Consider the following 16,248-nt stretch of genomic DNA (forward strand, 5'->3'; position numbering starts at 1 on the left):
CTTAGCGGGAAAACCGGTACGCGAATCACCATTACTGCGTATCTTCGGCGATCTCCGTGCCCTCTGAGGCTAATGAATTACCGTTTACGCAGCGAGGAAGCCCTTCATGCAACAGCCCGACATCAACGATTTTCCCTTCCCGCAAAGCCCGGTCGTGCCGCAATTGGTGGAGGGCGACAAGCTCATCCAGTTTCAGTGCCACAAAGGCATCAAGTGCTGGAACGCCTGCTGCAGCAATATTGACATCAGCCTCACCCCCTACGATGTATTGCGCCTGAAAAATCGCCTCAACATGGGCTCCGGCGAGTTCCTGGTGAAATACACCATTCCCTACGAACTGGAGCCGGGCGGCATTGCCGGCATCAAGCTCAAGCCAGTCGAAGGCGGCAGCGCCTGCCAGTTCATGAAACCGGAAGGGTGCAGCGTCTATGAAGACCGCCCCACCGCGTGCCGCTACTATCCGGTAGCGCTACTTTCCATGCGCAAACAAAACGAATTCACCGACCGCGACGCCTACGCCATGGTGAAGGAAGAGCACTGCCTGGGCCACTTCGAGCCGCGCACCATCAGCGTCAACGACTACCGCAAGGAACAAGGCCTTGAAATCTACGACGAACTCGGACGCGGCTGGCGTCAGCTCATCCTCAAGAAAAAATCCGCAGGGCCTACGATAGGCAAACCTTCTGACCGCAGCCTGCAACTGTTTTTCATGGCTTGCTACGACCTCGACCGTTTCCGCCAGTTTGTGGAAAGTCCGTCGTTCCGCGAGGTGTACGACCTTGACGACGCCGCCATGGCAAAAATCCTCGGCAGCGAAGCCGAACTGATGCAATTCGGCTTTCGGCTCATCCGTCAGGTCATGTTCAGCGAGCCCAGCATTCCGGTAAAGACCGACGCCCTCGACAGGCGTCTGGCACGCAAGGCCGAGCGCGCAGCAGTCATGGACGGGATTGTCGCCAAGGTGCCGCCCGAAGCCATCAAATATGGCGACCCCAACGACAAATACGGCATTCAGGATTGAGCCGCCTGTGAACGCCCGTACCCTCAACCCGGAATCCAACTTCATCGAGCGCGAACCATATTACGAAGCAATTGGCAGCGAAATCAGCATCTTTGAAGCCGCCTACGCCAATCGCCTGCCGGTGTTGCTGAAAGGCCCCACCGGCTGTGGCAAGACGCGCTTCATGGAATACATGGCGTGGCGCCTGAAGCGGCCGCTGATTACCGTCTCCTGCCATGACGACCTCACCGCTTCCGACCTGGTCGGGCGCTATCTGGTCAAGGGCGGCGAGACGGTGTGGGTGGACGGGCCACTGGCGCGGGCAGTGCGCGCCGGGGCGATCTGCTACCTGGACGAAATCGTCGAGGCACGCAAGGACACGATGGTGGTGATCCACCCGCTGGCCGACGACCGCCGCGCGCTGCCAATGGAAAAGCTCGGCGTGATTATCGAAGCCAGTGCGGATTTCTGCCTGGCTATTTCCTACAACCCCGGTTACCAGAGCGTGCTCAAGGACTTGAAGCAGAGCACCCGTCAGCGCTTCGTGGCGCTGGAATTCGACTACCCCAGCGCCAGCATGGAAGCCAAAATCGTCGCCACCGAGAGTGATGTGGATGCGGCACTGGCCGAGCGTCTGGTCAAATTCGCGCAGATGACCCGCAACCTCAAAGGCAGCGGCCTGGAAGAAGGCGCCAGCACGCGGCTGCTGATCCATGCCGGCAAGCTCATCGCCAAAGGGGTGCCGCCGGTCACCGCCTGCCAATGTGCAATTGCCCAGGCGATTACCGATGACGCGGAAATGCTGGCGGCGGTACAGGAATTGTCTTCGTCGTTGTTCTGAGCTGTTTGATGGTTCAGCCCCCGCCTTTAACCGCCGACGCTATCGAAACCTTCCTCGAAGCAACCCTCGAGGCTGAATTCTCCTTCCTGCGTCTGGACGAACTGATCGCCGCCATTCACCCGCTGTCACGGGTACAGCAGGACTACCTGCTCGACTGGGTCAAGCGCATCAGCACCACCAATATCGAAATCGCTTACCAGTTTGCCGGACGCGCGGTGCCGCTGCTCGACAAGCTCGACCGGCGGGTACTGGAAACCTGGGCGCTCAGCGCGATGGACACCTACGACCGTACCGGCCTGCGTGATGCGCTACTGGTCATCCGCAACGTCGAACAATTCGTCCATACCAGTGAGATCCGTACTTCCGGCACCGTCTTTGAAGATATCAGCGGCATCCTGCTCACTTTTGTGCGCGGTCTGTCCGGCCGCAAACTGAAACTGGAGCAGGCGGACGCGCCCTTCACCGACAGCGAAACCCTGTACCTGCCAGCCGTCATCTCATGGATGGAAACGGCGGAGGACAACTTCCGCCTGGCCAAGGCCATGGTCGCGTTCCAGTGGGCGCAAACGCGCTATGGCAGCTTTCGCGTCAACCTGCATGACGCGCTGGCTGATTATCCTGACCAGGCACACGCGCTGAACTGCTTTTTTGCACTGGAAACCCTGCGTCTTGATGCCTGTCTGGCGCGCGAGCTGCCCGGGCTCTACCGCGACATGCAAGCGCTCCGACAGGTACTCGGTCAAACCGCCCTGCCCGCTGGCTGGGACGATTTTGCCCATGTGCTGGCTGCCCCCGATGCCGCCGTCTTCGACACCCTGAGCTGCCTGCAATCCGCCTATCCGCACCCGGCGCCCGCGCCGGTTTGCTACCAGGGGGAGCTGCGTCCGGATGCCATAGCCAGCACCCTGGCCGCGCGGCTGGAACGCGAAAAAATGCTGCTGCGCGTCAAACTGGCGCAACTCGTCGACGACCTGCACCCGCCCCAGCATGGGGAGGAAGAGAAAAAACCACCCGTGTTTAATCTCAAAGAGCCCGAAGAAGGCAACACTCCCAACATCGACCAGTTCGAAATCACCCTCAACGACATGCCCGTCGCGCCGCCCGAAGACGTGCGCCAGCTGATCACCTCGATCAAGCTCGACCTCGGCGACATCCCCCCCGAATACCTCACCCCGGCGGGCGACGGCGAATACGACCCCAAGCGCTACCAGGACCAGGAACGCGACCCCGACGCAGTCTGGCAGGGCACCTACCATGAAGAAGGCGCGCACCTCTATCCGGAGTGGGATTGCGGCCGCAAGCACTACCGCAAGAACTGGTGCGTGCTGCGCGAAAAGGACGTGCGCCCGGCCGATCCCGGCTACGTGGCGGAAGTCCTGGCGCGTTATGGCGGCCTGGTCAAGCACCTGCGCAAGACCTTTGAAGCCATGCGCGACGAAAACCGGGTGGAGAAACGCCAGGTGCAAGGCGACGAAGTGGACATCGACGCGCTGGTGGAAGCCCTGGCCGACGCCCGCGACGGCAGCGAAATGAGCGACCGCCTGTTCACCCGCATGCACCGTTCCGAGCGCAACATCGCCGTCATGTTCATGGTGGACATGAGCGGCTCGACCAAAGGCTGGATCAACGACGCCGAGCGCGAAGCGCTGGTATTGCTGGCCGAGGCGCTGGAAGTGCTGGGCGACCGCTACGCGATTTACGGGTTTTCAGGCATCACCCGCAAGCGCTGCGAAATCTTCCGCGTCAAGAGCTTCGACGAACCCTACACACCGGCAGTCAAAGCCCGCATCGCCGGCATCACCCCGCAGGAATACACGCGCATGGGCGTGGCCATCCGCCACCTGTCCAAACTGCTGATTGAGGTCGAAGCCCGCACCAAGCTGCTGATTACCCTCTCCGACGGCAAACCGGACGATTATTTCGACGTCTACCGCGGCCAGTACGGCATCGAGGACACGCGCCAGTCGCTGATCGAAGCGCGCCGTGCCGGCATCCACCCGTTCTGCATCACCATCGACCGCGAAGCCAAAGCCTACCTGCCGCACATGTATGGCGCGGCCAACTACATCGAAATTGACGACGTGAAAAAATTACCGCTCAAGGCTGCCGACATCTACCGCAAACTCACGACCTGATGTTGACGGAGCAACCCAATACCGTATAATGGCGGGCTTGCCGGGTCGGTAGCTCAGCCGGTAGAGCAGCGGACTTTTAATCCGTTTGTCGCGGGTTCGACCCCCGCCCGACCCACCATAACACAAGCGGCTTCCAGCGATGGAGGCCGTTTCAGTTTCTAAGCCGGGGTTACGTTTCCAGCAAGTTGGGCGACTTCCGCCTGCTCGAATGTATCCATCCAGCGCGCGTGCCCAGCCTTTGTTTTTTATACTGACCAAGCAGTGTAAAACATCTCGATACAGCGAACCTTGTTACAGCAATGCGATTATTGTTTTGCCAGCACAGGACGCCCAAAGAAATAGCCTTGAGCCCAGTCTATTTCCAGCTCACAGAGAATATCAGCGGTATCAGCATCTTCGACAAACTCGGCTATCGTGGTCAACTGCAGATCTTTTGCGATATCACTAATCCGTTTGAGTATCTGCCTGACGCGTTTGTCTTTTACCTGTTTAATGAGGCTCCCTTCAATTTTTAGAAACGACACAGGCAGGTCAGCCAGATACTGGAATGAAGAATAGCCGCTACCGAAATCATCAATGGCCAACCGCATTCCAAAATCAATGAAAGGGGAAAGCTTGGCTTTGACTGCGTTTGCATCACCGAGCAATTGTCTTTCAGTAATTTCCAGCACCAGAGGCTTGGTGGGTTCCATATCCACGCCGCACAAGATGCAGGCTGACTGAGCTTCAATAAACAGACTCTGAATCAAATCCTGGTGAAGCAAAAGGTCCGCTGAAATATTAACGAAATGCGCCATACGTTGGCCGCCGCCCGCAATATTAGATGCACAGTGGCTCATGGTTTGTTTAATGATCTGGTAATCGACCAAGTGTGTCAGCTGCAATTCCATCGCTGCAGAAATGAAGTCGTTAGCCGCAATAATATTTCCGGATTCATCAATTAGTCTGGCTAACGCTTCTTCGGCAACCGGCTTTCTGGTTTTCAGGTCTACTATCACCTGATAGGCTGGCACCAGCCTGCTGGTTTCAATGGCAGTGTTCAGTTTAGCCGCAATAGAATAAACCTCTCGTTTATCCCTGGCTGCCACCACACGATTTCGTCCGGATTTTTTTGCTTCATAAAGTGCCGCATCTGCTGCCTTCATCAGAAAATCTGGCGTATCACCGTCACGGGGATAACTGGCAATCCCGATGCTTGCAGAAGTTTTAATTTTTTGCGTATTGAGCCGAATTGAGAATTTTTCGATTGCTTCCCTTAGGGAAACTCTGCAAAACTCCCCCACCCAGAGCGCATTGTTCAAGGCAAGTATGGCAATATTGAGCCTATGAAACAAACCACACTGGATATCAACCTGAGCCTCAAGAAGACCCGCAAGCGCGAGTTTCTGGAGCAGATGGAACAAGTCGTGCCCTGGGCAGCGCTGGTCGGGCTGATTGCCCCGTACTATCCCAAAGGCACCAATGGCCGCCCACCGTTTTCTCTGGAAACCATGTTGCGCATCCACTTCATGCAGCAATGGTTCACCTTGTCCGACCCGGGCATGGAAGAAGCCTTCTTCGACATCCCTCTATACCGCGAATTTGCCCGGCTTGAAGACTACGCCCGCCTGCCCGACGAGAGCACCATCCTGCGTTTCCGCCATCGGCTGGAAAAGCACCAGCTCGCAGACCGCATTCTATCCACCATCAACGAACTGCTGATCCAGCGTGGCCTGCTGCTCAAAGCGGGCACTGTGGTAGACGCCACCCTGATTGCAGCGCCCACCTCCACCAAGAACGCCGACAAGGCACGCGACCCCGAAATGCACTCCACCCAGAAGGGCCGGCAGTGGTACTTCGGCATGAAAGCCCACATTGGCGCCGATGCCGAGTCCGGGCTGGTGCACACCGTGCGCGGCACTGCCGCGCATGTGAACGACGTGACCGAAGGCAACGACCTGTTGCAGGGCCTGGAGACGGATGTCTTTGCCGACGCAGGCTACCAGGGCGCAGACAAACGCCCGAATGCCCAAGCCCGCGTCACCTGGCACGTGGCCATGCGCCCGGGCAAGCGCCGTGCGCTGGACAAGGACAAACCCACAGACGCGCTGATTGACCAGGTCGAGAAACTCAAGGCCGGCATTCGAGCCAAGGTAGAGCACCCGTTCCGGGTGATCAAGCGCCAGTTTGGCTACGTGAAGGTGCGCTACCGCGGCCTCAAGAAGAACACAGCGCAGCTTGTCACGCTGTTTGCGCTGTCCAACTTGTGGATGGTACGAAGCAAGTTGATCGAGACTCAGGGATGAGTGCGCCTGAAAACCGGGCAAAAGCCCTAAACGGGGCGAAAAACGTCCAAAACAGCGTCGGAAACAGTATTGTTTGTGCGTTTCACGGCACCCATTCTACGATTTGAAACAGGATGGCCTGCCGCTGTACTTCGGGCGGGGTTGTTCAGAGCATCCTTAGCCGTTCAGCAATCTTGAGCGCGCCATTTTCATCGGTGTCGGGCAGGATAGCCAAAAATTCCTCGCCGCCCCACCTGCACAACCAATCACTTGTGCGTAGTGTTTGCTTTGCAACCTCACTGATTCCGAGCAGAATCCTATCGCCGATATTATGGCCATAATTGTCATTGAGCATCTTGAATCGATCCAGATCGAACAGAATGATGCTAAACGGTTTTGCTGATCTTTTTGCGTATGCATACCCACGGTTGATTATTTCTTGCATTGCCCTCCGATTAAGAAGGTTGGTCAAAGGATCAATCGAAGCCATTACCTCCAGCGAGACCTTCAGCCGGGCTTGATCCAAGGCCACTGTAGCCAACTGGGCAAAAGCAATAAAAGGCTCAACCCCGATCTGTTCAAAATAATCCCGCGTATCAACAAAGATCACTATCAACCCCCTAAAGGGATGATCCGGATCACCTATCGGTAAAGTCAGTCCTTCCTGCAAACCGTATCGAACCGCACTTTCACGCCAAATAGCGAAGCTTGAATCAGAATGGACTTTTACCAAAACAGGTTCATTTTCTGCCAGGGAACGCCTGCCAGGGCCTTTCATCGCTCCCGGAGAAAGATCAAGCACCAAATCCCGGGTATATTCGGAAGCTCTCCCTGCTGAATATGAGGGCCTGATCGGTTCAGAACCTGGATTACCCAAGTACATCCATGCCAGGCAAATACGCTCAGATGACGCCACAAGTGCATCACAGGCCGCCCTCAATACTCCATCGGGCGTATTTCCCTGAGCCAGGATTTTGGTAGCCGTTAACAGGGCCTTATATATGGAGAACTGCTCTTGAGAGAATTCCATTTTAGCTACGCCTATTTTTTATAGTGAACCCCTCAGTCAAGACAATAATACATCGAGTTTAAGAGGGTAGTCTTTCAAATGCAGCCGGCTGGCGCTGCTCCTTTATTGCTTCTATTATTGAGCGAGTTTTTTCACCAGTAAAATTCTTGCGCTTCGTCCCGCTCATAACCTGTTCCTTTTTACAGCGGGCTACCATCCCAATTCACTGGCCGAAAATTGGGGACCACTATACTCCACCGCTTACCGCCATCAGGCAAGATGATTTTATGTGTGGCTGATACGTTTTATATGGATTCCAGCCGACGATACAGGAACATTTCTGGACGGCAAACAATACCCAATAAAAACCAATCCCGTTCAAAACGCTGCCGCGCAGGCGGCAGCCAGTTTTCTCCCCGCGCCGCTTAACCCGCACGGCGGGTGCAGGTGATGGCCACCCGCACCCAGATGCTTGACCGATCATGGAGTTGTTGCACCACGGGGTCCATCGCGCGTCAGACTGTTGGCCGCCCCACCAAACCCCTATGCCGCACATCAGTACGCCAGCCAGCATGACAATGACGACGTTGCGGTTGAGCAGGACATCGCGGCTGGCTTCCCGCATGCCAGCCTGCGCCTGCTGCAGCGTTTCCTTGATCACTGACTGCAACGGCGCGAGATCGATCTTGGGCCGCTGACTGGCGTTAGCTGTGGCTTTCTCAACCACCATCTGGATCGCTGGCGCAGCCGCCCCGGCAAGAACCACAGGATCTGGATTCGGTAACTGATCCGCAAGCCGGACGGCTACACACCCTCAAGCCAACACGTCCAGGTCAATGGCGGCAGTGGTTGGCAGCCACCGCCACTGGCCTGAAACGCCTCAAGCAGTGCGGCGGTGTTGATTATTTCCTCATCGGCGCGGCTGCCTAAAAAATACATGGGCAGAAACTGAATCCAGAACGGGGCATTCAGGTCGATGTCCCCAATCAACCGTATCGCATCCAGCTCAGCCTGCTGTGCGGCAGTCAGGTCATCACTGCGCCGCAGCTTGCTGATGATTGAATACCGATCATCTACAAAACCGATAGGATGCTGAATTGGGATAGTCTGGTGGGTTTTGCCGATGGTTTCGTTTACAAAACTGCCCGGGCAGCATACGTCAGCGCTGGCCGGATCGGCATCGATGATAAAAAGCTTTAGCGAAGGGCGGCATCAAACAGCGCTCAGACTGGATGAGCATGTCGACAACGGAGCCTATCCTGAATTTTGTCCCATCGGTCATCACCCCGTTTCACGCCCATTGCATCGCTGCGTGAGCCAAACTCGACCGGCATGCCCAGCCTGAAGTCACAGCGCACGCCGCCGATTTCGGCGCTGGGGTTGGTAATCCGGCAATGCGTCCGGCAGAGCCCGTATCAGATTCAGGAGGATGTCTTTCATCCAGCTTTGATTAAAGCCGTCCATTTTCATCACCCGCTGCAACAACGCATTGGACTTCCGTTCCGTATGCCGCATGCAGCGCCCGCACACTCATCCCCAGCTGAAATTGGATGTGGTTCATGCATCATGATTATGCCCTCCTCGCAGGGAGGTGGATTTTTAATTTTTCAGCTGGCCTGGGCGCGAATTGAGGCAGAGAGCCAGCGCTTCGGGTCAAATCCTACCCCATCATTTTTTTGCGAATGAAATGGTCGATAGACAGTTTCCCCGGCCCATGCAGCAGGAATATCAGCAGGAATATTCCCCAATAAACGTGAAGCTGGCGGCCTGCGTCGGAGAGATCCGGGTAAGAAGTGGCCGCCACAATATTGAGAATGAATAAAGCAGCCGTCCCGAATCGGGAGGCCAAGCCAAGCGCCAACAGCACCGCACCGCCGAGTTCAACCATGGTTGCCGAGGTAGCCGCCACCTCCGGGGACAGAACAGGTACGTGATAGAGATAGGTGAACAGATAGACTGTGCTGTCCCAGTTGGCGATTTTCGTTAATCCCGATTTCCAGAAAACATTCGCCACAAAAAGGCGGGCGGCGAGATCGATGACCGGGCTAATATCATCCAGCCGCTGTATGGCGAATTTTGCAATCCGTATCGGTTTGTTCGTCATTGTCATGAATATCTCCTTATTATGATGTGCCTTATGTTGAAATGGCGAAGTCCACCAATATTGCCTCGTCTACCCATCGTCTCAAGGTCGCGCCCAAGTCCAGATTCGGATCGACTTGGAGTGCGATATCGCAAGCAGCCGAAAAAGTCTGTCCGGTCGACAGCGCATGCAGCCCGCGCCATTCGCTACTCGGCAGCGTGACAACGGCAACGCGATAAATTTCGCGCCGCACAAGAACAGTGGCGCGCCCGCTGGACAAATCAATGCACTGCTCGCCTGCATAGCCGTCCTGATTGGCTTGCCATATCCGGTCGACGGGAAACTCCGACTCAAACAGGGCGCAGGCAGGGTTTAGCTTGAACTTCAAATCGCCGTAGCGCTCCGGCGCCACCTGCAGCAATCTATCCAGCCGAAGCGGTGCGTGGTCAGCTGCAAAGTAAGCCCTGTGGCACAGCCATTCCAGCCTGGCGACGTCGGGCAGATAATGCAGCTGCGCCGCGGGCGGAAAGGCTGCCAGAAACGCGCCAAAGGCTGCGCCAAAACGATGCAGATCCCCGCTCACCGAAGGATACTGATAAATATATTCCCGCGCGGCATAGCGGAAAAATTCCGCGCCCACCAATTTGACGATGACGGGATAGGCCGACTCGAGCGCGCCGCGCAGATTGCTGAAAGCGTTGTTACGGTAAATCTCGGTGCGCCACACACTGTCTGATGCCGTGCCGGCCAGGTATTGCGCCAGCGAGGCTTTCTCCCGGCTGAATACGGCTGCCATGAAGCCCCGCTGCAAGTCACGCAATGTGCTCATGGCGGGCCTCCTGCAGCAGGGTTTCGGCTTTCCTTGCTTCTTCCAGCAAGACGGATAGCGCGGGTATGTCCGTGTCCCACTCGATGAGCGTCGGAACGTTTCCGACGTGCGCCAATGCGTGGCGATAAAGTGCCCAGACATCGTCACAGACCGCTTTTCCATGAGTGTCGATCAGGCATTCGCCATTGCTGTCAAATCCCGCGAGGTGGATTTCCTGCACGGCTTCTGCGGGTATGGCGTGCAGATAAGCCAGCGGGTCGAATTGGTGATTCACGGCGCTGACATAAATATTGTTGACATCCAGCAGGATGCCGCAACCCGACCGCACCGCAATCTCGGCCAGAAACGCCCACTCGGGAATCGTGGATTGCTTGAACTGAAGGTAACTCGATACGTTTTCAACCAGTATCTGCCGACCCAGGAAATCCTGTACCTGCATGATGCGGCTGGCGACATGTGCGAGCGCCTCTTCGGTATAAGGCAGCGGAAGCAGATCGTTGAGGTAGCGCTCAGACACGGAGCCCCACGATAAATGTTCCGATACCAGGCCGGGTTCGAAGCGCGCAACCAAGGATTTCAGTTTGCGCAGATGTTCCCTGTTCAATGGGTCTGTGGAACCGAGCGACAAGCCGACGCCGTGCAGGCTCAAAGGATAATTGGAACGAATCCGTTCCAGGTAGTAAAGGGGTTGTCCTCCCTCGGCGAAATAGTTTTCGCTATGCGCCTCGAGCCACCCGATGGCGGGCGGCGCTGACAGAATGTCCCGGTAGTGCTTGGCGCGCAGCCCAATCCCGGCATTCGCCGGAATTGGGCTTGCTACCCGATCGCACAATTTTTTGGCGATCATCTTGGATTACATGTGACCCGGTATTCCGCCCACGATCTTGGCGCAGGTTCCTTTTGGCACTAAAACAAAGGAATCTTTCTCACCATCTTTCTTTGCATTGCCCGCACATGAATGCGCGCTGCTCTTACCCGCGCAATCATTTTTGCCGGCCTTGGCGATGCCAAAACATTGCTCCATTTTCGACATGTCTGCGGCAACTGCCGGTACCGTGAGAGTCATAGAACCAAAGGCCAGGAGGCTTGCGATAGCGGATTTAACCAAAAGATCTTGCTTATTCATTTGTATCTCTCCTTACTGATTTCGTGGAAAAAGACGAGACGGAAACTTGCGTTTATTAAGCGATATTCCGCACTCTTCGGGCGAATAGCTTGATTCGCTTACCCGTTTAGTCTACCGAACTTGGCATTCCTTACAAAAAATTGATTTTCGACGGAATGTAGCCGATGTTGACGCAGATGCCCTCCATCACACCGCGCCCAATCAGCGTGTCCGTAAAGCCGCGTTGAAGGCTGCCGGCATGGTTGCGCTGCCGCTGTCAATCACTGCGATGCGCAGCCCGCTTCGGATAGCCTGGTTGTTGCAAGCAGTACAACCCATAACCCGGATGTGGCAGCCGTCGCGGCTCCTACGAGAACGTAAGTCCCGTTTCCCGGTTGCATCATTTTGGCGTGGCGCGAGTTTTCTTGGCTGGAGCGGTCTTGACCGCCGGTGCTTCCTGCTGGCTGACCGCATTCTGCTGATTGCGGCTGGCGAGGGTACGAATCAGTCCATCAATGCCCGACTGGCGGATTTCGCTGCCGAACGAGCTGCGGTAGTTGGTCACCAGGCTCACGCCATCAATCGCCACATCGTAGACTTTCCAGCCGAAAGGTGTTTTTTCCATGCTGTAGTCGATTGGAATGGGCTGGGCGCCGGGCTGCTTGACCTGGGTCTGCACCGTCACGTCGGTCGCCTCCGGCGCCATGCTGAACGGCTTGAATTCGATTGCCTGGTTATTGAATGCGGTCAGCGAACTGGCGTAGGTGCGCACCAGCAGGGTACGAAATTCCTGGATCAGCAACTGGCGCTGGGCGGGCGTGGCACGCGGCCAGTATTTGCCCACCGCAAGCATGGTCATATGGTTAAAGTCGAAATTGGGCAGAATCTTGGCGTCCACCAGTTCGTATATCTTGCGGGTGTCGCCCGCCTGAATGTCCTTGTCCTTTTTAAGGATGGCAACCACTTCCTGGGTGGTGGTCTTGACCAGCACATCGGGCGCCACATCGGCGCCCGCAGCCTGTCCGTGCGCGACAACCAGCAGGCTCAGCGCAGCCAGACCGGCGACCAGCCATTTTCCTGCACCTGCGAAAAATTTCAACGGGGGCTCATGCGTCATGATTTGTATTGGCCTTTAGAGGTGGTTTTACTTGAGTTCACCGACAGCGCGGTACATCTGGGCAACATCCATGTTGTAATCGTTCACCGTTTTCAGGTACTCCGCCTGGGTAAGCGCGTAGCTTTTCAGGGCCTCGGCGACTTTATCGGCATGCCCGAGTCCGGCGCTAAAATCCGCCAGCGCGGATATCATCCAGCGCCGCGCCGCCGCAGCGCCTGCGGCCAGATCGCGCTGCGCGTCGTAGTTGGCCTGAACCTGCTGATACGCCGCAGATACCTGGAACGGAATCCCGGCCTGCGCATACTGGTTTTTATAGTTGAGCGCTTCCAGTTCGGCCTGCTCCTGCGCCACTTTGGCAGGCACCACGCCGAATTCCATGTCCCATTTCACCCCGACCACCGGGGTCAGACCGGCGTTGTTGAACGGGTCATAAATATAGGGATTGTTGAGCCGATCGCGCCGCGATGCGTAATTGGCCGTCCCTACAATACCCGCATAAACGTCCGGGTATTGCTCCGATTTTTTCGCGGCCACCAGGGCGCGACGCGCACGCATGCCGGCTTCCAGTTGCGCCATTTCCGGGCGGTCCAGCAGCGCGCGCGACTGCAGTTCCGCCAGGCTATCCCGGGGCAGCGCCACCGGCGCCAGGCTGGCGTCGGCCACTTGCAGATCGGCATCCATGCCCACACCGGTGAGCACCTTCAGGCCATCCAGGCTGATTTTTTCGATGGCTTTGGCCTGGCTCAGATATTTGCCCAGCATGCCGCGCGCCGCTTGCAGCGCGTACAAATCCGATTGTCTGGATTGGCCATTATCCTCCTTGAGGTTGTGGCTAACGCGGGTCACCGCGCTGTCCAGCCGGCTCTGCACGTCTTCCAGGAAACGGCGCAAATCCCGCGCCGTCAGGTAACCGTAGTAAGCGCGCTTGACGTCCAGCACCGTGTCCGCCCTGCTGATGCGCACATCGCCGCGCCTGACATCGATATTGCCCTGCGCAGCCTCGCTGTAATGCTGGATTTTGCCAAACGTAAACAGCGGTTTGATCAGCGCAACCTGCAGCGAGGTCCAGTCGGACAGGCCTCCCGGAAACGGGCCGTCGCGACGCGGCGTGGTGCCGGAGGGGGCGCCGCCCTGATAAAAACCGCCGTTCACCTGGGGCGCCAGCCCCACAAACAGGTTGGCGTTAACGCGCCAGCCATCCTTGGCCTGCGCCTGTTCGAGCAGGGCGCGCGCCGATTCCACCAGTTGCTCGCGTTCCTTGACCCGCGGGTCGGCGCTCAGACTCATTTGCTCCGCCTGCGCCAGGTTCACGGTTTGCGCCAAGCTGCCTGCCGGCCACGCAACTGCCAGCGCCAGCATGAACCGGGATAATGTGCTCGATTTTTTCATTTTCACTGCTGAATTCCTTGCTTCATGGGGCGGCCGGGTGCCGTTTCCGACAACTTTTCCGGACCGTCAACCGCCTTGTTTTATAGCGGAATAGCGATATTCCGCATACTTCGAGAAGTTTGGGCGATATCATTTCGCTTGCCACTATAGTCTACCGAGCTGGGCGTTTCTTACAAAAACCAAACAACCACCGTGCGAGCAAAAGAACCGTCTCCTGCCTGTTGATCGTCGCGTTTCAGGCGCGCTGAAGCTCGGCCAAGCGAGTGGGAGACACAGTTTCGTGAGCGTGGCTGTCAGGTTTTAACCTGCTCGGCGACTAATCCCTATATTCATCACAATATTTAAGGCGCGCACCATGCCCGTTCGACCCCTGGGCTTTTGTCTGGCCTGCCATGCCCGGCCACGCGGTGGGCTTTGTGCTCCTGGACGCGGATACCGCATCCTCTGCCCGGCTAATCCGAACAACCATCCATGGCGCGCGAGAGCGGCAGATTTGATGCGAGATGAGTAGCTTGTTTGAATAAACATTTGCATTGTGAACCGATTGTTCCATAATGCATCGATGATTACAAGTATTGGACGCCCTCTTGAATTCGATCCGGAAACCGCCTTGGAGGCGGCCATGGAATTGTTCTGGCGTAAAGGTTATGAAAACACTTCCATGCAGGATTTGCTGGCGGTCATGGACATCTCCAGAAGCAGTCTCTACCAGGCTTTCGGCAGCAAACAGCGGTTGTTCGGACTGTGCATGCGCCATTATCAGGACATGCTGACAAGCCAGTTGCGCCAGCGTCTGGAGGCGGCCGAATCCGGACGCCGCTTCATCGCTGACTTTCTGCATGCGGTGCCGGACGAAGTGCGCGCGCCGGGCGGATCGCGTGGCTGTCTGCTCTTTAACACCGCCAATGAGTTCGCCCAGCGCGACCCCGCCATTGCCGGTGAGGTTGCCCAGGGTATCGAACGCTTCCGGGCAGTGCTGCGAGCCGCTGTGGAGCGCGCCCAGCGAGAGGGGGAGATCGATGCGAAACGCGACCCGACGATCCTGGCCGGTTATTTGGTCAGCAGCATGAGCGGACTCAAGACACTGGCCAAGGCAGGTGCCGAGGCCGACGTACTTAAGGGCATCATCAATGTTGCCCTGAAAGCCCTGGACTGATCTATTTTGGCCAATTATGGAACGGTCAGTCCAATTATCAACCTGAAATTGAAGGAGTACACCATGCAAGCCGAATACCGTCTCACCCTGCCTGCCCTCACTGCGGAACAAGCGCAGCCTTTGTCGCGCTCGCTGCTGGAAGAAGCCGAAGCCAAATTGGGTTTCGTGCCCAACATGTACCGCGTAATGGCCAACAGCCCCGGCCTGCTGGATACCTATATCCACGGCTACACCCGTTTTCGCGAGGACTCCGGCTTTACCCCGGCGGAGCAGGAGGTCGTGCTATTGGCAGTCAGCCGCGAGAACGGTTGCAGCTACTGCGTCGCGGCGCATTGTTTTCTGGCTGACCATATGTCGAAAGTGCCCGTGGATGTGACCGATGCCATCCGTGACGGCCGTCCCGTTGCCGACGCAAAACTGGCGGTACTCTCCGCGTTTAGCCAGACGATGGTCGACAGCAGGGGCTTGCCCAGTCGCGACGATGTAGCCGCCTTCCTCGGCGCCGGTTACAGCGAGCGGCACATCCTGGAAATCATACTGGCCATCGCCGTGAAGACCTTGAGCAACTACGCCAACCATCTGTTCCACACGCCGGTGGACGACCTGTTTGCCGCACGGGCATGGGCGGGCTGAGCATAACCACCTGTCGCGTCCGCTCGCCGACGGCGGATGGCGGCTTTCCCCAAGTCGGTATGTAAGGAGAGCGTCATGGAATACGACAAAGAACTGGATGCGCGTGGAATGAACTGCCGCTGCCCATCCTGCGCACCAGGAAATCCCTGAACGAACTGCTGGCTGGGCAAGTGCTTAAGGTCAGCGCAACCGCCCCCGGTGCGATAAAGGACATGCAAGCCTTCACCAAGCAGACAGGCAACGAACTGGTGTCAACTGCGGAGTCTGGCGGCGAATACATATTCATGATCCGCAAACAAGATTGCAGATAGTCTGCGGCAGAAGTACCGGCAGGTTGGCGTCACTCGCCAAATTCGGGAAGCAGCGCCGGAGGAAGACTTCTCGGCATTCTTTGATGGCGAGGGATATTGGCGGCTGGATGAATGTCCTGCGAAGTGGGGGAACCCGGAAGCCACGCTGCGGGAAAAACAGTTCTGGCAGGTATTTGAGAACTGCTTGAGCGATCTGCCCCCACGGCAAGCCAAGGTATTTTTGCTGCGTGAGTTCTTTGAACTGGAGACAGAAGATATCTGTAACTCTTTGGGGATCTCGGTCAGCAATCTTCATGTCATGCTCCATCGCGCCAGGTTGCGGCTTAGAGCGAATCTGGGCAAGCAGTGGCATTCGGCCAGACCTTAGCGAACGATT

General features: G+C 56.9%; 16 protein-coding genes, 1 tRNA gene and 1 pseudogene. 9 read left to right on the plus strand and 9 right to left on the minus strand.

Translation table 11 applies throughout. The features are described 5' to 3' along the window. Nucleotides 1-106: 106 nt before the first annotated feature. From GZH91_RS14105 to GZH91_RS14120, 4 genes are all read left to right on the plus strand, one after another. Complete coding sequence (locus GZH91_RS14105; protein ID WP_147072445.1) at nucleotides 107-1,021, plus strand: YkgJ family cysteine cluster protein; 915 nt, start codon at nucleotides 107-109, stop codon at nucleotides 1,019-1,021. Between the two features lie 7 nt (nucleotides 1,022-1,028). Then, the gene (locus GZH91_RS14110; RefSeq protein ID WP_147072446.1) at nucleotides 1,029-1,841 is read left to right on the plus strand and encodes a CbbQ/NirQ/NorQ/GpvN family protein; all 813 of its coding nucleotides are present in this window, start codon (nucleotides 1,029-1,031) and stop codon (nucleotides 1,839-1,841) included. Between the two features lie 8 nt (nucleotides 1,842-1,849). Continuing rightward, a complete protein-coding gene (locus GZH91_RS14115; RefSeq protein ID WP_147072448.1) occupies nucleotides 1,850-3,976 on the plus strand; it encodes a nitric oxide reductase activation protein NorD in 2,127 nt (708 codons plus the stop codon). 42 nt (nucleotides 3,977-4,018) lie between these two features. Next, a tRNA-Lys gene (locus GZH91_RS14120) sits at nucleotides 4,019-4,094 on the plus strand. Between the two features lie 187 nt (nucleotides 4,095-4,281). On the opposite strand, the gene GZH91_RS14125 is transcribed toward GZH91_RS14120, so the two are convergent. Beyond that, nucleotides 4,282-5,277 carry a GGDEF domain-containing phosphodiesterase gene (locus GZH91_RS14125; RefSeq protein ID WP_161984282.1) on the minus strand — a complete coding sequence of 332 codons (996 nt, stop codon included), beginning with the start codon at nucleotides 5,275-5,277 and terminating at the stop codon, nucleotides 4,282-4,284. A gap of 24 nt (nucleotides 5,278-5,301) precedes the next feature. Between GZH91_RS14125 and GZH91_RS14130 the strand changes: the two genes are divergently transcribed. After that, nucleotides 5,302-6,261: an IS5 family transposase gene (locus GZH91_RS14130; protein ID WP_161984131.1), complete on the plus strand. Its 960-nt coding sequence runs from the start codon at nucleotides 5,302-5,304 to the stop codon at nucleotides 6,259-6,261. A 145-nt stretch (nucleotides 6,262-6,406) separates the two neighbouring features. Here GZH91_RS14130 and GZH91_RS14135 read toward each other — a convergent pair whose 3' ends face one another. From GZH91_RS14135 to GZH91_RS14170, 8 genes are all read right to left on the minus strand, one after another. Further along, a complete protein-coding gene (locus tag GZH91_RS14135; protein ID WP_161984283.1) occupies nucleotides 6,407-7,270 on the minus strand; it encodes a GGDEF domain-containing protein in 864 nt (287 codons plus the stop codon). Between the two features lie 226 nt (nucleotides 7,271-7,496). Beyond that, the gene (locus GZH91_RS14140) at nucleotides 7,497-7,979 is read right to left on the minus strand and encodes a hypothetical protein (RefSeq protein WP_147075154.1); all 483 of its coding nucleotides are present in this window, start codon (nucleotides 7,977-7,979) and stop codon (nucleotides 7,497-7,499) included. 930 nt (nucleotides 7,980-8,909) lie between these two features. After that, nucleotides 8,910-9,359: a DoxX family protein gene (locus tag GZH91_RS14145; protein WP_147075156.1), complete on the minus strand. Its 450-nt coding sequence runs from the start codon at nucleotides 9,357-9,359 to the stop codon at nucleotides 8,910-8,912. Between the two features lie 25 nt (nucleotides 9,360-9,384). Further along, complete coding sequence (locus GZH91_RS14150; protein ID WP_147075157.1) at nucleotides 9,385-10,161, minus strand: HvfC/BufC N-terminal domain-containing protein; 777 nt, start codon at nucleotides 10,159-10,161, stop codon at nucleotides 9,385-9,387. Next, the gene (gene bufB, locus GZH91_RS14155; RefSeq protein ID WP_147075158.1) at nucleotides 10,145-11,008 is read right to left on the minus strand and encodes an MNIO family bufferin maturase; all 864 of its coding nucleotides are present in this window, start codon (nucleotides 11,006-11,008) and stop codon (nucleotides 10,145-10,147) included. The genes GZH91_RS14150 and bufB overlap by 17 nt, the downstream gene beginning before the upstream one ends. Before the next feature lie 6 nt (nucleotides 11,009-11,014). Continuing rightward, nucleotides 11,015-11,287 (minus strand): BufA1 family periplasmic bufferin-type metallophore, encoded by a 273-nt coding sequence (locus GZH91_RS14160; RefSeq protein ID WP_147075159.1) that lies wholly within the window; start codon nucleotides 11,285-11,287, stop codon nucleotides 11,015-11,017. 379 nt (nucleotides 11,288-11,666) lie between these two features. Further along, nucleotides 11,667-12,365, minus strand: coding sequence for an MlaC/ttg2D family ABC transporter substrate-binding protein (locus GZH91_RS14165; RefSeq protein ID WP_408646863.1), 699 nt, complete (start codon nucleotides 12,363-12,365; stop codon nucleotides 11,667-11,669). A 45-nt stretch (nucleotides 12,366-12,410) separates the two neighbouring features. Further along, nucleotides 12,411-13,772, minus strand: coding sequence for a TolC family protein (locus tag GZH91_RS14170; RefSeq protein WP_147075173.1), 1,362 nt, complete (start codon nucleotides 13,770-13,772; stop codon nucleotides 12,411-12,413). 622 nt (nucleotides 13,773-14,394) lie between these two features. Here GZH91_RS14170 and GZH91_RS14175 point away from each other — a divergent pair. From GZH91_RS14175 to GZH91_RS18435, 4 genes and pseudogenes are all read left to right on the plus strand, one after another. Beyond that, nucleotides 14,395-14,928: a TetR/AcrR family transcriptional regulator gene (locus GZH91_RS14175; RefSeq protein ID WP_161984334.1), complete on the plus strand. Its 534-nt coding sequence runs from the start codon at nucleotides 14,395-14,397 to the stop codon at nucleotides 14,926-14,928. Nucleotides 14,929-14,991: 63 nt separating this feature from the next. Further along, nucleotides 14,992-15,561, plus strand: coding sequence for a carboxymuconolactone decarboxylase family protein (locus GZH91_RS14180; protein ID WP_147075166.1), 570 nt, complete (start codon nucleotides 14,992-14,994; stop codon nucleotides 15,559-15,561). Between the two features lie 75 nt (nucleotides 15,562-15,636). Continuing rightward, nucleotides 15,637-15,872: pseudogene (locus GZH91_RS14185) on the plus strand (sulfurtransferase TusA family protein). Between the two features lie 40 nt (nucleotides 15,873-15,912). Continuing rightward, complete coding sequence (locus GZH91_RS18435) at nucleotides 15,913-16,239, plus strand: sigma-70 family RNA polymerase sigma factor (protein WP_371860401.1); 327 nt, start codon at nucleotides 15,913-15,915, stop codon at nucleotides 16,237-16,239. Nucleotides 16,240-16,248 lie beyond the last annotated feature (9 nt).

It is taken from the genome of Sulfuriferula plumbiphila (assembly GCF_009938015.1).
Classification (GTDB): Bacteria; Pseudomonadota; Gammaproteobacteria; order Burkholderiales; family Sulfuriferulaceae; genus Sulfuriferula; species Sulfuriferula plumbiphila.